Below are 17466 nucleotides of genomic sequence, written 5' to 3'. Positions count from 1 at the left end.
GTTTGAGTATTATTTGTCGAAAGGATAGATCACTTTCCAGTCGTTCTTCATGTCTGCAATGAGCCATTTTTTCGCGATGGCTTCATCCCAGCCTTTGTCGAAAGTACCGATATGAGATTTGCGGTCATAGGCCCATTCCCGTACGCTGTCAGTATGGTGCACATATAGCTCGAGGTTCTTCAATTTGTTCGAAGCAGTCCATTGCAGCATCTGCAGGTCGCCATCGGAATTGCCGCAGGCGATCACCGGTTTCCGGCCAATGAACTTTTCAATACCTACCGGTTTGCCCGCTTTGTCATCGATGAAATCCACTTCAGGAAGCTTGCGGATAACAGGATTCCCGTTGTTGTAATCATATACGCTTTTACCGCTGCTACCCACGATCTGGTCTTTTGGAATGCCGTATGCCGTTTCCGCCCAGGGCCGCATAAAATCAATGCCGCCGCCTGATACGATAAAGGTTTTGAATTGATTGGCCTGCAGGTAGCGCACCAGTTCCAGCATCGGCTGGAAAATGAGTTCCTTGTACAGCTTCTTTTTGATGGGATGCTTTGCCGTATCGATCCATTGGGTGATGATCGTATTGAATTCGTCGCTCGTCATTCCTGCATGAGTGGCCGCAATAACCTGAAGCAATCCTTTCTCACCCTGCTTCATTAATTCTCCCATATTGTTTTCGATCACCGCCTTGAATGGCTGCTTTTTTTTCCATTCAGGGTGTTTGGCTGAAAGGGCCTTCACCTGGTCGAGTGCATAGAAGAACTGGAAGTAGAGCGGTTGTTCGGACCAGAGCGTGCCGTCATTGTCAAATGTGGCGATGCGGTCAGGGGGTTGAATAAAATCGGGACTGCCCGTGGTCGTAATACTGTTGACAAAATCGATGATGGATTTTTTCACCGTGCCCTCATTCCAGGAGGGGAGGGGGTCACCTGAAGGCCTGGCAGCTGCCGTGGTGTCACTGGTGGCGGCACTGTTTTCTCCCGCCGCAGGTTTCTCTCCCGGCGATTTGCAGGAGCTGCCTGCAATAAGCGTTAGCGCCGCCAGCAGGATAATGGTAAGAAGGGCAATACTCAGCCTTTTGTTCTGATCAGACAAGTGTTGTGTAGACATGGCGAAGGTTTTAATAACATGGCAAGAGGGGAGTTGCCAAAAAAGCGTATACAGGGCACTGTGGCCCTGCATACGCGGATAAAGAAAATTATTGTTTTGGTTTCAGGTCATCCGGGAGCTGAAAGCCTTTCGATTCCAGTAATTTCTTCGCTTCCTGGAGATTTCTGAAACGGGTGATTTCCATCGGACCTGTATAAGTTTCACTTTGCAGCGGACGGGGCGGATACTGTACATATGATTTCATGATATCGGCATAAGCCTGGTTGAAAAGAATAGCGGTCCAGGTTTTTTCCGTAAAGCTGGTCATGAAGATGTCGTAACGTTCCTGGGGATCCTGCCAGATATCATAGATGGCAGGCACTGTGGCAACATAAGTTTCATCACCCCGCCAGCCGAGTTGTTGACCAGGGGCATCGCTTCCTGCTTGTGCTCCATTGTCGCCGCGCGTATTGTATACCGCTTTGAAATGCCCGACGCGCACGGCTCCGGGCGAGAGTTCCGCTTCTGTAAAATAATACCAGGTGTTGCGGAGCGGTTTGCCCTCGTTGAACAGCACGTTGGACATATCATAACTGTCGAACACCATCGGTTTGCCTTCCCTGTCTTTTGTCGGTAAGGAAACACCTGCCAGGCTGGCGAATGTTGCCATCAGGTCCAGGCCGCCTACTATGTCGTGGCTGTCACTTCCTGCTTTGATCTGCCCGGGCCACCAGGCTATGGCAGGAACCCTGCTGCCTCCTTCCCGGTCGGTGCCTTTGGAACCGCGGAAAGGCGTATATCCGGCATCCGGATGAACATCCTGCCATGCGCCGTTGTCAACGGTATAGATTACAATTGTCTTTTCACTGATACCGAGCGCACGTACCTTGTCCATTACCCTTCCGACATTATGATCCATCTCCATCACGCAGTCACCATATTTGCTGCCGGCCGGTGATTTGCCTTTGAATGCTTTGGAGGGAAGGTTGGGCTGGTGATTCTTCGCAAAATTTACACACATGAAGAACGGATCGGAACCTTTTGCATAAGTATCAAGTTGTTTCAGCACATTTTCGGTCATCATATTGTCGAGTTCGGCAATGTTTTCTTCCGTTACCTTAGAAACCTCTCTTGCTTTACCACCAGCTTCGCCTTCGAGAATCCCTGTCGTTACTTTTTTGAATACCGCCAGCACCTGCGGATCCATATCAGGGTTCCAGGATTGAAAGGCATAGGTATAGGCATTCAGGTGATAGAGCACCACATTCTGCATTTTATCAAATCCGTGGGCAATGGGCATGGCATAGTCGGCTTCACCGAGGTGCCACTTGCCGGAGAAATAGGTCTTGTAATTGGCTTGTTTCAATACGGAAGCCAGTGTCCATTCCGGCGCGGGAAGGCCACCACCCTGTCCCTGGAAGGCCACCGTGGTCATGCCGCTTCGGTTGGGAATACGCCCGGTGATCATCGCTGCACGTCCCGGCGTGCAGCTGGGCTGGCCATAAAAGTCCCAGAACTGCATGCCTTCTTTGGCAAGGCGGTCGAGATTGGGCGTGGGCATACCCCGGCCGGCACCGCCGCCATAAACACCCAGGTCGCCCCACCCGGTGTCATCTGAGATAAGCATGATGATATTGGGTTTTTTGGGGTGCGGTTTTTTTTGCTGGGCGGTAGCGCAAGAAACAGCGAACAGGCACAGAAGGCCAAACGCCAGCAACCTTTTGAGGATCATAAATTTGATTTATTGGTTAACGGTTGAACACAACGGCGGGTGAACGGGCGCTAAACAGAACATGAACCGGCAGATGCAGGAACAAATCAATCGGGGAAATTGAGTAGTACGTTACTGCATCTCAAACCGGAGATCATCCGGTACGCCTAAGGTAACAGACCTCAAGGGACCATTTTGTAGCAGTTTTGACTACAAACAGGTAAGGTATCGCAACGTATTTTTAAGCATGCGGCGCCAATGGAAACACCTTTGTTTTGCCCTGTTAATAACGGGGATGTTGTGCTTCGAAGACGCCCATGCACAGTTTTCAGGTTTTCATGTGCAGCATTTCAACAGTGAGAATGGTTTGCCCAATTCCATCAAGGGGATGCTTTATGACAGCAACGGGTATTTATGGCTGGCCACGGAATCGGGGCTGGTTCGTTTTGACGGAACACATTTCAGGTATATCGACAAAACGGAATCAGGATCGCCAGTAACGAGGCTTGTAACTGTTGACACTACCGCGGCCGGTGATATTTTTGTTCAGGCGGAAGCGGGACGTTATTTCAGGGTAACCGCCAACCATTTTCTTCAGCCCGCAGACAAATCAATACTCAGGAAGGGGATTGAAAATACCAGCGTTACACCGGATCTGGCAAACGCCGTGTTCAGCCGTTGCCGCAAAAAATTTGGCGATGGCCAGTTACAGGAGTGGGCTTTACCCAATATCATGAACAGCAGCCGGTCTTACCTGAACAGTTTCACGATAGCGGGAGGCCATTATATTTTTCTGAATCACAAGAGCCAGGTGATTGTTGCGGATACCGGCCTGCAGCGTTTCCAGGTAGTCAGGCTGGCGTTCAGCGGTCATCGCGAAAAAAGCAGTACAGCCATTTCACCGGGTTCTCTTTCGCTGTTGCCATGCGGCAACAAAGTATTGCTGCGATATGGCGACAGCATCTTCCAGATGCAATTCCGGCCTGATTATTCGGCTGCTGCGCTCAGGGCTATTTTGCCTGCCGGCGAAATTCCCAATATTATCGGCCTGCTGGAACTGCCTGAACAAAATATCTATATTGCCGGTACCCTCACGGATGGAATTTATGTGCTGCGGCGGCAGGAATTTTCAACCGTCCGGAACAGTGACCGGGACGCGAATGTTTTTTATGCTACCGTTCCCCTGGGAAGCGATGGTGTCTTTACACCCAGGGGATTGCTGACTCCGGAACGATTTGTGCCGCTGGGAATGGATTGCAGCCTTTTCAGTATGCTGAAAACCAGCCGGGGTACCTATTACCTGAACAGGAGGGATTACCTGAAGGGAGGGATCCTTGAATTTGACAGCAGCCTTCAACTGGTGCAGGAAATCTACTTTCCGCGGAATGGCATCAGTTGTTTCCGGGAGTGTCGGGACGGCAGCATCTGGTTATCTGCCATCGGCTATTTTATGGGACGGCTGGTGAAGGATAGCGTTCTATGGCAAACCAGGCCGGCGGGACTTCCGGCAGATTTTCCCGTTGCGGCTTTCGTGGAAGCCGGGCCAAATGTTTTCTGGATCGCGGGCAGTATGGGCATCGCTAAAGTCGACTTCAACAAGTATACTGCTCACTGGGTGCCTGAACTCAATAATAAGGCGATCCGTAATCTCTACCTGGATGAAAAGGGAACCCTGTGGATCGCTACTTATGGAAATGGATTTTATGCGTGGTATGATAACAGGCTGACCAGTTTTCCGGTTGACCAGGACCAGTATCTCAATTTTGTGCATACTTTCCTGCCTGACCATTCCGGCAGGTTCTGGCTGACTACCAATCACGGACTGTTTGTGGTGGCAACAGCCGATCTCTACCGCTACCTGTCCGATCCGAAAAAAACGCCTTACTATTATTATTTTGATCATACGGCAGGAATGTCCACCAGTGAATTTAACGGCGGCGGTATACCTGCCGGCATTGTACTGGGAAATGGCAAATTTTCCCTGCCCACCATGAACGGGCTCGTTCAGTTTTTTGCCGACAGCATAAGGCCGGTTTTTCCGGATGCTGCTTTCTTCCTGGATAAAGTGATGGCTGATACCACGGAACTGTCCACTGTTTTCCCGTTGACCGTGCCCTGTGGAAAAGAACGGCTGCAGTTTTATTTTTCCAGTCCCTATTTCGGCAATACCCGCAACCAGCAGATCATTTACCGGATCGACAAAGAAGATAACCCATGGCATGTACTCAAGAGCGACCAGGTCATTGAACTGAATAACCTGAAAAAAGGAGAACATACCATCTGGCTCCGAAAACCATCCGGCTTTGGAAAAGACGGCGAGATACTGCGCAGGTTTGATTTTACGGTCGAACCAATGTTTACTGAAACGGTAGTTTTCCGGCTGATGCTGCTATTGCTTGCGGCCCTGCTGGCATATGGACTTTACCGGCTCCGGATCCGGCTGCTGCTGATGAGGCAGCAACGTCTTGAAAAAGAAGTGCTGGAGAAAACCAGGGAACAGCAGGCGTTGATCGGTAACCTGGAACTGGTGGTGTCGGAACTGGAAGCGTCACAGGACGAGCTTCATAAACTGATTCAATTCAAGGAATACCTGGCGATGATCGTGACCCATGACCTGCAGTCGCCCCTGCGCTTCCTGGCAGATGCCATTGACCGGCTTCAGGAGCCGGCAGGCAGTTACAACAGCAACGCGGAGGCTGCCGACCTCGGCAGGGAAATCAGGAAGACCACGCGGAATATTCACCAGTTTGTGAATGACTTCCACGTGTGGATCAAAAACATCAACCTGCACGGGCAAATCGACCCTGCGCCGGTACACCTCAGCACCTTGCTGGAAGAGTTGCAGGATTTTTTCAGGGAACTGCAGAAGTCAAGAGGCAATGTCATCAGCACAAATGTTCCGCCCGGTACCTGGGTGGATACCAACTACCAGTTGCTGAAGATCATACTGCGCAATATCATTGACAACGCCAACAAGCATACGCGCGGTGGCCTGGTTATGATCAGGACAGAGGCGTCGGACGGCCTGGTATCCATTGCCATATCGGACGACGGTACGGGGATGAAACCAGCCGTGCGGGAAAAAATTCTGAAACATGCCCGGGACGAAAATTTGTTCAGCTACGGAAAGGAATCGGATGCGTTGGGATTCGGTTACAGGTTTGTAACAGATTTCTGCAAGCTGATGAAAATTGAGCTTGATATAGAAAACAATATCCAGGGCGGAACAAAAGTCGTGCTCCGGGGGTTGAAACATTGCCCGGTGCCGCAAGCAACCGCGGAGATAAAACAGCAGTTATGGCCACAAGTATCCTGATAGCAGATGACCACAGCATCGTAAGATCAGGCGTTAAGGCGCTGATCAAACAGCACATTGACCAGGCGCAGGTGGAGGAAGCATCAGACGAAAACGAGATCACAGAAAAGATCAGGTCACGCAGCTTCCGGTTGCTGGTGCTGGACATTAACATCCCGGGATCAGATTTCACCAACCTGATGGAGTGGTTGCGGCATGTGGCACCGGAAACCGGTATTCTTATCTTTTCCACCTATAATGAAGATATTTACGGCAAGAAATGTCTCCAGATGGGAGCGCGGGGATATTTGCGCAAAACAGCAGCGAATGCAGAAATCCTGGAAGCCATCAGGACTGTTCTCGAAGGTGGTTATTACATCAGCGGGCAGTTGCAGGCTTTGCTGCAGGAAAACGGAGATGAACAGCCGGAGGTTAGTCCATTGGGCAAATTGTCAGCGAAGGAACTGGAGATCGCTTTATTGATCCAGAAAGGACATAGCCTGCCTGAAATCTGTAACCTTTTGAAAATTCAGTACTCAACAGCGAATACCTATAAGCGGAGAGTGTTTGAAAAACTGAAGGTGCACAATGGCGTGGGTTTATCGCAATTAATGAAAACATTTCATATAGAATAACGCCTTCAACGCAATATAACCAAACCCAATCCCCAAACTGTTATGGACAATTTTGTCGACAAATTTGAAAGATGGATCACCTATGTATTGATGGGGGTGGCCCTGCTGATGATTACCCTGCAGACCTATGAACTGTTAAGGGAAATGATCTCCAACCTGGTGATCAGGATATCGACAGATGGACTGGTATTCAAACCCGGTTCGATGCATAGTGGCGTGGTGCTCTTCTTCAACATCCTGCTGTCGCTGGAAATATTGGCTACCATCAGGGTTTTCAGCAAGGGCCATGAAGTTAAGATCAAGGTGATCCTCATCGTTTGTATGATCGCTGTCTCCCGGAAATTCCTGGCCGCGGACACGCAGGAACATGACAGCCTTCAAAGTGAGCTGGGCATCGCCGCCCTGATCCTGGCTTTCGCCCTTGGCTACTACCTGGTGCAGAAAGTGGAGAAGTAGCAGACACGCTTGTTGAGGCCATTCAGAAACCGTCCGAAGACTATCCGTGGGTTTTCCGGGCTGGATTTTTTCAAGGTATGCTGCCTTCGCGCGGGGCGCAGGAAGGTCGGTATACTTACTTTTTTCAATTGGTTATCAACGCGGTAACCCTAACCGCGGCAACCCGAAACACCAGCCTGTTACAGTTCACCACACTTCGGCAACAGGTCCACGGCCGATCGGCATAATGTGCTCAAAAGGCCATATAATGGGCGCACCGGGAACAAAAATGGGCTCATTTTTGCCCTGACCACGGGGCGGAAAAGAAAGAACTTTAGGCGTCAACCCTTAATTCCTGACACACCATCCAGGTAACCCTGTCCTTGATTTTTTATTTGTTGCTTCCCGGCTGATCGCCTGGCCGGGCGGAGATCAACTTCCAAACTATTAAACCTTCAAACTTCCAAACTTTCCTTATCTTTGCCCACTATTTAAGTTGGGAAAGCTAGGTGTGTTCCATATAAAGTATTGACAATCAACCTGTTTCGTTAAACGCATTAAGGGCGGAAACGAGCAGGAATTGGCGTGTTCACCCTAACCAACCATCTTCGTAGGTCCATAAAAACACAATCTGTAGTATATCTATGGCTATCAAAAAAGAAAATCGTCCAAAGTTCAATTTCTCCAAGATCACGATTGGACTGGCATCACCTGATTCTATCCTGGAAAAGAGTTACGGTGAAGTTCTGAAGCCTGAAACCATCAATTACCGTACTTACAAGCCCGAGCGCGACGGTCTTTTCTGTGAAAGGATCTTCGGACCGGTAAAGGATTACGAGTGCGCCTGTGGCAAGTACAAGCGGATCCGTTACAAGGGCATTGTCTGCGACCGTTGCGGTGTGGAAGTGACGGAGAAGAAAGTTCGCCGGGAAAGGATGGGCCATATCAAGCTGGTGGTACCGGTAGTGCATATCTGGTACTTCAAGAGCCTTCCGAACAAGATCGGCTACCTGCTGGGTATGAGTTCCAAGAAACTCGAAAGCATTATTTATTACGAAAGATTTGTGGTGATCCAGCCCGGCATCCGTACCGATAAGGGACAGAATGTGGGCGACCTCCTCACAGAAGAAGAATATCTCGATATACTTGACACCCTGCCGAAGGACAACCAGTATCTTCCTGATGAAGATCCGAATAAGTTCATGGCGAAAATGGGTGCTGAAGCCGTTCATGACCTGCTGGAAAGGATTGACCTTGATCAGCTGAGTTATGACCTCCGGAATGCCGCAGCCACTGAAACCAGCCAGCAGCGTAAAGCTGATGCGTTGAAGCGTCTCAGTGTGGTGGAAGCTTTCCGTGATGCCAACAGCCGCATCACCAACCGTCCCGAGTGGATGGTTATGCAATACATTCCTGTCATTCCGCCTGAACTGCGTCCCCTCGTTCCACTGGATGGAGGCCGTTTCGCGTCATCTGACCTGAACGACCTTTATCGCCGGGTGATCATCCGGAACAACCGTCTCAAGCGTCTGCTCGAGATCAAGGCGCCGGAAGTGATCCTGCGTAACGAAAAAAGGATGCTGCAGGAAGCCATTGATTCGCTCTTCGACAACAGCCGTAAATCCAATGCGGTGAAAGCAGAAGGCGGACGTGCGCTGAAATCACTTTCTGATGTACTGAAAGGCAAGCAGGGCCGTTTCCGTCAGAACCTCCTCGGTAAGCGGGTGGATTATTCCGGCCGTTCTGTAATCGTGGTTGGTCCTGAACTGAAAATGCACGAGTGCGGTCTTCCGAAAGATATGGCTGCCGAGCTTTTCAAACCATTCATCATCCGCAAGCTGATCGAAAGGGGTATTGTGAAGACCGTGAAGAGTGCGCGGAAACTGGTTGATAAGAAAGAACCCGTGATCTGGGATATCCTGGAGAACATCCTGAAAGGACACCCGGTTCTTCTCAACCGTGCCCCGACGCTGCACCGCCTGTCAATCCAGGCCTTCCAGCCCAAACTGATCGAAGGTAAAGCCATCCAGCTGCACCCGCTCGTCACCACAGCCTTCAACGCCGACTTTGACGGTGACCAGATGGCCGTGCACGTACCCCTGAGCAACGCTGCGGTGCTGGAAGCACAGCTCCTGATGTTGTCCAGCCACAACATCCTTAACCCGCAAAACGGAACGCCGATCACCCTGCCTTCACAGGACATGGTGTTGGGTCTGTATTATATCACCAAGGGCAAGAAAACAACCGATACTGAAAAAGTGCGTGGCGAAGGCATGACCTTCTATTCTCCCGAGGAAGTACTGATTGCCTACAACGAAGACCGTATTGACCTGCATGCGCCGATCAAAGTGCGTGCGAATGTGCGGAATGCCGCAACCGGCAGCCTCGAGAAGAAGCTCATCGAAACAACAGTAGGCCGCATCCTCTTCAACCAGCACGTTCCGGTTGAGGTTGGTTTTGTGAATGCGCTGCTGACCAAGAAGAGCCTTCGTGAGATCATCGGTGACATCATCAAGATCACCAACGTGCCGAAAACTGCCAAGTTCCTGGACGATATCAAACAACTCGGATTCCGTATGGCCTTCCGTGGTGGTCTGTCGTTCAACCCGCAGGATCTGATCATCCCCGAGGTGAAAGGTGCGCTGCTGGATCAGGCTAAAGTAGAAGTAGATGAGGTGTGGGACAACTATAACATGGGTCTTATCACCAACAACGAACGATATAACCAGATCGTGGATATCTGGAGCCGCGTCGATACCCGCATTACGGAGACCCTTATCCGCGAAATGCAGAACGACAAACAAGGCTTCAACTCTGTGTACATGATGCTTGACTCCGGTGCCCGGGGTTCCAAGCAGCAGGTTAAGCAGCTGGCCGGTATCAGGGGTCTGATGGCCAAGCCCCGGAAGAGCGGATCTACCGGTTCCGAGATCATCGAGAACCCGATCCTTTCCAACTTCAAGGGCGGTCTGAACGTATTGGATTACTTCATCTCCACGCACGGTGCCCGTAAGGGTCTTGCCGATACCGCCCTTAAAACAGCGGATGCCGGTTACCTGACCCGTCGTCTCGTGGACGTATCCCAGGATGTGGTGATCGGTGAAGAAGATTGCGGTACCCTGCGCGGTATTGCGACCACTGCCCTGAAAGACAACGAAGATGTTATCGAACCGCTGAAGGACCGGATCGAAGGCCGGAACTCCCTGCATGATGTATTTGATCCGATCACCGAAGAACTCATTGTTGCTGCCGGTGAAGAGATCACATCTGATTCTGCACAGCGCATCGAAGATTCCGGTATCGAAACGGTTGAAATCCGTTCTGTACTGACCTGCGAAAGCAAGCGTGGTGTGTGTGTGAAATGTTACGGTAAGAACCTCGCTACCGGTTATACTGCACAGAATGGTGATGCTGTTGGTATCATCGCTGCACAGTCCATCGGTGAACCGGGTACACAGCTTACCCTGCGTACCTTCCACGTGGGTGGTGTTGCGGGATCCGCTTCTGTTGAATCAAGCCTGCTGGCGAAATTCGACGGTACTATCCAGTTCGACGGTCTGCGTACAGTAACTACTGAAAATGCAGAAGGCGAAAAAGTTCAGGTGGTAATCGGACGTACCGGTGAGATCAGGAACATGGACGTGAAGAACGACCGTCTCCTGAACGTGGTGAACATTCCTTACGGTTCTACCCTGGTGGTAAAAGACGGCCAGAAAGTAGTGAAAGGAGATGTGATCTGCACATGGGATCCCTACAACAACGTAGTGATCGCTGAGATCGCGGGTGCTGTTAAATTCGAAAACGTTCTGGAAGGCATTACTTTCCGGGAAGAAGCTGACGAACAAACCGGTCACCGCGAAAAAGTGGTAATCGAAACAAAAGATAAAACCAAGATCCCGTCCCTGCTCGTTGAAGGCAAGGAGATCAAATCTTATAACCTTCCCGTTGGTTCACACATCATCATGGAAGAAGGTGATGAGGTGAAAGCCGGCCAGGTACTCGTGAAGATTCCGCGTGTGCTGGGTAAACTCCGCGATATCACCGGTGGTCTGCCCAGGGTAACGGAACTCTTTGAAGCACGTAACCCCGGTAACCCAGCCATCGTATCTGAGATCGACGGTGTGGTTGCCTTCGGATCCATCAAGCGTGGTAACCGCGAAATCATCGTGGAAGCCCGTGACGGTGTGACCAAGAAATACCTGGTACCGCTGACGCGCCAGATCCTTGCACAGGATGGTGACTTCGTGAAAGCCGGTACGGCATTGTCTGACGGACAGATCGCACCAAGCGATATCCTCAGCATCAAAGGACCGTTCGCTGTTCAGGAGTATGTGGTAAACGAAATCCAGGAAGTATACCGTCTCCAGGGTGTGCGTATCAACGATAAGCACATCGAGGTGATCGTACGCCAGATGATGAAAAAAGTATCAATTGTTGATCCGGGTGATACCAAATTCCTGGAAGATGATACGGTTGATAAATTTGACTTCATCGACGAGAACGACTGGATCTTCGACAAGAAAGTCGTTTCTGATCCGGGTGAAAGCACCAGGATGCGTGCCGGTCAGATCGTGAGCCTGCGTGACCTGCGTGAAGAGAATTCTATCCTGCGTCGTTCCGACAAGAAGCTGGTGGAATTCCGCGATGCTGAACCTGCAACGTCACATCCGTTGCTGCTGGGTATCACCAAGGCATCACTGGGTGTACAGAGCTGGATCTCCGCTGCTTCCTTCCAGGAAACAACGAAAGTACTCAGTACCGCAGCGATCAACGGTAAGACCGACGACATGATGGGCCTGAAAGAAAACGTGATCACTGGTCACCAGATCCCGGCCGGTACAGGTCTCCGTGATTTCGAAAACATGATCGTGGGCAGCAAGGAGGAATATGAATTGCTCCAGACCACCCGCGAAGCCATGAACTTCGACGACGAAGAATAAGTATAGAAAACATACCAATAAGGAGGCCGCCTCATCCCGGGGCGGCCTCCATTTTTAGATTTTTACCCAAACAGGTCGCACACAACGTTAAAATTCCCCGCCGACCGTGTTTCAATTTCCCGAAACCCCTTAATTTGCTCCTAACAAAACACTTTTCATGAAGCAACTTTCCTTAGTGCTCAGTATCATCGCAACAGGCATCAGTGGATATCTCCTGGTCAACCAGCTCAGTGCGGGAAAAAAAGTCAGCGCGCCGGTAACAACAACGGCTGCTGAAAAAACTGCCACGCCTGAACATTTCAAGATCGCCTACTTTGATATTGACTCGCTTCAGAACAAATATGAATACTTCAAGGATGCCCTGTCGGAGTTGAAAAAGAATGAGGAAAGCATGAACAAGGACCTGAGCGCCATGGAAAGGAATTACCAGGCCAAGATCGGTGAATGGCAGAAGAAGGGCGCGACCATGAGCCAGTCCGAAGCCGACGCGGTTCAGCGCGAGTATGCGCAGATGCAGCAGAACTACCAGCAGCACCGCATGAAACTGGAGCAGGACCTGGAAAACAAGAAACTCGATTACAAGAAGAAGATCAAGACCAAGATCGAGGCTTACCTCAAGGAATTCAACAAAGACAATACCTACTCCTTTATCATTTCCTATGAGCCTGAGCTGATGTTTTACAAAGACACGGCCTATAATATCACCAACCAGCTGATCGACGGACTGAACAAGGAATACAAGCAGAAGTGAGTTACCGGAAGTTTGCAATTTTCCGGCTAATCGGCTAACTTCCCGCTTTATACTACTGCTTAGATGTCTTCGAACACACACTTCAAACCAACGCTCGGACTGCTGGATGCTACCATGCTGGTGGCAGGCTCAATGATCGGTTCCGGAATTTTTATTGTCAGCGCAGATATCACCCGCAATGTCGGCAGTGCCGGCTGGTTGATCTTTGTCTGGTTGCTGACCGGTTTTATGACCCTAACGGCTGCCCTCAGTTATGGAGAACTCAGTGCGATGTTCCCGAAGGCCGGCGGTCAGTACGTTTACCTGAAGGAAGCCTTCAACCCGCTTGTCGGGTTTCTTTATGGCTGGAGTTTCTTCGCCGTGATCCAGACCGGCACAATTGCTGCTGTAGGGGTGGCCTTCTCCAAGTTTGCAGCCTACCTGTTTCCGGCGCTCAGCGAGCACCATATCCTGATCGATCTCGTTTATTTCAAAATTTCTGCTGCACAGATTGTTGCAATCATCCTGGTGATCCTGCTTACCTATATCAATACCCGTGGGGTGAAGGAGGGCAAACTTATCCAGACCACCTTCACACTGGCCAAACTACTGGCCCTGTTCGGGCTCATCATATTTGGTTTCCTGCTGGGTGCAAAGGCCGGTGTGTGGGATGCGAACTGGCTGCACGGCTGGGATTTCGGAAAACTGGCCAGAACAGCCGGTGGCTCCGAAGATGTATTTATCGGCGAAACAATTCAGAAAACACCTTATGAAGGCTGGGGACCGATCATCGGCGCGGTTGCTGCGGCGATGGTGGGCTCGGTATTCAGCAGTGACGCCTGGAACAACGTAACCTTTATAGCAGGGGAGATCAAAAGCCCCGAAAAAAATATTGGCCTCAGTCTGTTCTTCGGCACCCTGATCGTTACGGTGATTTATGTTTGTGCCAATATCATGTATACGGCAGTATTGCCATTGAATGAAATTGCTTTCGCGGAAAATGACCGGGTGGCTGTAGCGGCTTCAACGGAGATCTTCGGAAGTGTGGGCACCAAGGTGATTGCGATCATGATCATGGTGTCCACTTTTGGTTGTAACAACGGCCTGATCCTCTCCGGCGCCAGGGTGTATTATACCATGGCAAAAGACGGTCTCTTTTTCAAACAGGTGGCCAACCTCAATGAGAACGGGGTGCCAGCCAAGGGCCTGTGGGTTCAATGTATCTGGGCCTGTATTCTGTGCCTCAGCGGCAAATACGGCGACCTGCTGGATTATGTGGTGGTGGTTGCTCTCGTCTTTTATATCCTTACGATTATCGGCATTTTCAGGCTGCGCAGGTTAAGACCTGATGTGGCTCGTCCTTATAAGGCTTTTGGTTATCCGGTGTTGCCGGCTATTTACATTTTGCTGGCAACCGCCATGTGTGTAGCGCTCTTAATTTACAAACCAACTTTTGCTTCGTTCGGCATCCTGATCGTATTGCTGGGTGTTCCGGTGTACTATCTGGCTGTTGCGGGCAAAAAAGACAATTAACAGGAGACTATGATGGACTATGATCAATTGTTTGAAGCCTTTAAAAATGTAAAGGTTGCTGTTATCGGAGACGTAATGCTTGACACGTACTGGTGGGGCCAGGTGGAGCGGATCAGCCCGGAAGCGCCGGTTCCCGTAGTAGCCCTTGATCGCAGTGAACTTCGTATTGGTGGTGCCGGTAACGTAGCACTCAACCTCGTGGCGATGGGGGCTCAGGTGACCATTTTTACTGTACTCGGGGAGGACGGCGACGGCCGCCTGCTGGATCAGTTGCTGACCGACAGCGGCATCGATACTACCTACACACTCTTCAGCAAGGAACGCAAAACAACGAACAAGATCCGGATCATCAGCCGTAACCAGCAGATGCTGCGGCTCGACAGTGAAACCATTCTTGACCTGAGTAACGCCATGGAGGACGCACTGTTCGAACGCGTGCAGGATTATATCGAAAGGGAAAAACCTGCTGTGCTGATCTTCGAGGACTATGACAAAGGTGTTTTGTGTTCTCCCCTGATCAAACGCGTGATCGCCCTTTGCCGGGAGAAGAAAGTGATCACGACCGTCGATCCCAAAAAGAAGAATTTCTTTACGTATAAAGGGGTTGATATCTTCAAACCCAACCTCAAGGAAGTGCGGGAAGGCCTGGACATCAACCTTGAGAATGTTGATCCGGACAGCCTCGTGGACGTGCACCAGAAACTGCAGGAAAAAATGCAGCACAGCATCTCTTTTATCACGCTTTCCGAGAAGGGCGTATTCTATGCGGCCGATAGCCAGAGCAGGATCATTCCTTCGCATCTCCGGAGTATCGCCGATGTATCCGGAGCAGGCGATACCGTGATTGCCGTGGCATCGCTTGTGTATGCCACTACAGGTAATATCTCGCTGTTTGCAGAGATTGCGAATATTGCCGGCGGACTGGTATGTGAGGAAGTGGGTACGGCAGCGATCGACAAAAACCGCCTGTTGTCGGAGTGCAAAGCGTTGCTGGCGGGTTAATACCCTAAATTTCTAAATGGCTTTTGCCCTGGCAATTTTAGTTTCTGTATTGTCAATGTCTTTTATCCAATGGACTAAATCAGGGTCTATCCATGTAAAGATGTCTACTATAGCTTTATAGAAACTTTCAACATAGGTGAAATCAATAGTATATCCGTTGAAGCATATGGGTTCATTGTGGTTTATCCGATTTCTGAATTGCCTTACAATATTGAGCTTGACGCAAACATTACTTCTGCCGTGTCCGGTAGGAAGGTTATTGAACACTTGAATAGGTCTACCCAGGAGTAGTTTGTAATGATGCACTTCGAATAAGCCGGACCAAAATCCCAATGATTGGTCCGCAAGAATTTTGCCGCTTGTAATAGGTACATTTAAACGCCTGAATTTTTTTTCTGATTTTTCGACGGATGTTTTCAGGAATGCATTTGTGACCAGTTTTCCAGTCTTTCTGTCAATGTGAGTGAGAGATGGAGCGATCATAAATCCATTCTTTTGATTTATTATCCAATCGGGGTCACAGAAATGTGCAGAAAGAACCATATTCAGACGATTTCTTAACGCCACTTCCAATATGCCTAAAATTGGATGAAATGATTGAGCAATTTTCAAATTTGCTTTGTATAATCTGACGGCTCTCGTTTTTTGATTTCCAGTTGCGATCAGGTATCTGTCAATACATTGTAAGGAGAGGTACAGCCTCACTTTCTCAAACTTCATCAATCAGCTTTTGTACTATTGATCAAATGCAGTAATTTTATTGTATGATGCTTAGTCAAGCCTCTTGCAACTATGCAACGTAACTAAGTTTAAGATTGTAAAGGGTCATGAAAATGACCCTTTTTTTTATCTAAAGACGACGTTTTTTCACGTTATGTGTGTCGGATCAATTACCCGAAAGAACGGTCACTTTTTTATAGCCCATTGTTTTCAGGAAAGTTTCCATCACTTTAAGTGCCTGGGCATTGGCGCGTTCGGGAAGGCCCTTTGCTTTGACCCGTTCTGCCAGTAAAGCCCTGGCTTTTTCTTTCAGGGCAGTTACTTCTGCCGGGCTCCAGCTACCTTCTTCTATGAAAGTTTCGGTGTCGGAAGGATTTGTCTGAATGTCGAGTATCCCTGCGACGGGAAGCCGAAGGGAAATCGAATCGCCTTTAATAAACAACTGGTCAACGGTGAGGCCTTTCAGCTCGGTTCCCAAAAGCACCTGACCTTTTACGATGATGACCAGGTGATCCATTGAAGGAGGTGCACCCGGTGTGAATACGGTAACAATCTGTCTTGCGCTGCCCGGCGGGGAAGGCTTAACAGCACTGACGACCACTTCATCCTGGGCATTGAGCGTAACGAGCTGGCTGATTTTGCGGATTTCCCTGACGAGTATGGGACTTTCATCAATCGTTACCGGCGCAGCAGAAAACCAGCGGGAAGGAGATGGCAGCCAGCCTGCCCGGGAGCACAGCCAGTAGATCAGCGCTATGGCGAGTAGTACACCGGCTGTTTTGATGACGGGCCTGATCATGGCAGCGGTGTTTGTGGTGAAAAACGAATGGTAATGTTGTTGTAGCCGGCGTGTTGCAGAAAGCCGGTGATCAGGGTTCGGGTATTGTTCTCCGTTTCGGTGAAAATGCCCGTTGCGGCAATATCTCTCCGGATTTGTTTTTCGGCCTGTGCCAGGAGCGCGTCGCGGGCGGCGTTGTCGAAGGGATCACGCAGTGCACCGATTTCCTGGTATTCCACTTTTATGCCGGAAGGGGGTAGGTTGAGGGAAATCAGTTTGGGCGCGGGGAGGTTCAGCGTAATGTTTTTTCCATCGATGATCACGTCCTCAGGTTGCAGCTTTGACAGATCAATGCCAGCTTTCAACACGGCTTCCACCGACATCAGGATTTTTCTGTCGCCCAGTTTGTACCAGGTCTTGTCGTCACTGGCTTTCACGATTTTGGTAATATGGTATTCGGTGGTAGCGAGATCAGACAGGTTCCGTACCTCAAGCACTTTTTGCAGCGGCGGTTCCTCCTGCCTGCAGGAAATCAGCCCGGTGACCATCACCAGCAACAGCAGTGCTCCTGCATAGTGCTTAAAATATAGCATATTTG

Annotated in this window: 12 protein-coding genes; 7 read left to right on the top strand and 5 right to left on the bottom strand. The window is 50.0% G+C overall.

Translation table 11 applies throughout. From position 1 onward, the window contains the following. Positions 1-9 precede the first annotated feature (9 nt). Together FPE01S_RS00520 and FPE01S_RS00515 are read right to left on the bottom strand one after the other, a co-directional pair. Positions 10-1110, bottom strand: a complete 1101-nt coding sequence (locus FPE01S_RS00520) for an HAD family hydrolase (RefSeq protein WP_083990201.1) — start codon at positions 1108-1110, stop codon at positions 10-12. An 88-nt stretch (positions 1111-1198) separates the two neighbouring features. Then, positions 1199-2821, bottom strand: a complete 1623-nt coding sequence (locus tag FPE01S_RS00515; RefSeq protein ID WP_083990093.1) for an arylsulfatase — start codon at positions 2819-2821, stop codon at positions 1199-1201. A 274-nt stretch (positions 2822-3095) separates the two neighbouring features. On the opposite strand from FPE01S_RS00515, the gene FPE01S_RS00510 reads away from it, so the two are divergent. The 7 genes from FPE01S_RS00510 to FPE01S_RS00480 all read left to right on the top strand — a co-directional run bounded on the left by FPE01S_RS00510 (position 3096) and on the right by FPE01S_RS00480 (position 15370). Then, a complete protein-coding gene (locus tag FPE01S_RS00510; protein WP_046367016.1) occupies positions 3096-6116 on the top strand; it encodes a ligand-binding sensor domain-containing protein in 3021 nt (1006 codons plus the stop codon). Next, positions 6098-6730: a response regulator gene (locus tag FPE01S_RS00505; protein ID WP_046367015.1), complete on the top strand. Its 633-nt coding sequence runs from the start codon at positions 6098-6100 to the stop codon at positions 6728-6730. Before FPE01S_RS00510 ends, FPE01S_RS00505 begins: the two co-directional genes overlap by 19 nt. 42 nt (positions 6731-6772) lie before the next feature. Then, on the top strand, positions 6773-7186 hold the full coding sequence (locus FPE01S_RS00500) for a phosphate-starvation-inducible PsiE family protein (protein WP_046367014.1): 414 nt from the start codon (positions 6773-6775) through the stop codon (positions 7184-7186). 623 nt (positions 7187-7809) lie between these two features. Further along, on the top strand, positions 7810-12105 hold the full coding sequence (rpoC, locus tag FPE01S_RS00495; RefSeq protein ID WP_046367013.1) for a DNA-directed RNA polymerase subunit beta': 4296 nt from the start codon (positions 7810-7812) through the stop codon (positions 12103-12105). A 157-nt stretch (positions 12106-12262) separates the two neighbouring features. Beyond that, positions 12263-12856, top strand: coding sequence for an OmpH/Skp family outer membrane protein (locus FPE01S_RS00490; RefSeq protein WP_046367012.1), 594 nt, complete (start codon positions 12263-12265; stop codon positions 12854-12856). Positions 12857-12919: 63 nt separating this feature from the next. Continuing rightward, on the top strand, positions 12920-14368 hold the full coding sequence (locus tag FPE01S_RS00485) for an APC family permease (protein ID WP_046367011.1): 1449 nt from the start codon (positions 12920-12922) through the stop codon (positions 14366-14368). 9 nt (positions 14369-14377) lie between these two features. Beyond that, positions 14378-15370 (top strand): bifunctional heptose 7-phosphate kinase/heptose 1-phosphate adenyltransferase, encoded by a 993-nt coding sequence (locus FPE01S_RS00480; RefSeq protein ID WP_052955412.1) that lies wholly within the window; start codon positions 14378-14380, stop codon positions 15368-15370. Positions 15371-15382: 12 nt separating this feature from the next. On the opposite strand, the gene FPE01S_RS00475 is transcribed toward FPE01S_RS00480, so the two are convergent. The 3 genes from FPE01S_RS00475 to FPE01S_RS00465 form a co-directional block, all read right to left on the bottom strand. Beyond that, positions 15383-16090 (bottom strand): Abi family protein, encoded by a 708-nt coding sequence (locus FPE01S_RS00475; protein ID WP_046367010.1) that lies wholly within the window; start codon positions 16088-16090, stop codon positions 15383-15385. 166 nt (positions 16091-16256) lie between these two features. Next, positions 16257-16889, bottom strand: a complete 633-nt coding sequence (locus FPE01S_RS00470; RefSeq protein ID WP_046367009.1) for a DUF4230 domain-containing protein — start codon at positions 16887-16889, stop codon at positions 16257-16259. Next, complete coding sequence (locus FPE01S_RS00465; protein ID WP_046367008.1) at positions 16886-17461, bottom strand: DUF4230 domain-containing protein; 576 nt, start codon at positions 17459-17461, stop codon at positions 16886-16888. Before FPE01S_RS00465 ends, FPE01S_RS00470 begins: the two co-directional genes overlap by 4 nt. Positions 17462-17466: the final 5 nt, after the last annotated feature.

The sequence above is a fragment of the Flavihumibacter petaseus NBRC 106054 genome (genome assembly GCF_000974785.1).
GTDB lineage: Bacteria > Bacteroidota > Bacteroidia > Chitinophagales > Chitinophagaceae > Flavihumibacter > Flavihumibacter petaseus.
This window is presented reverse-complemented; position numbering and strand designations above follow the sequence as displayed.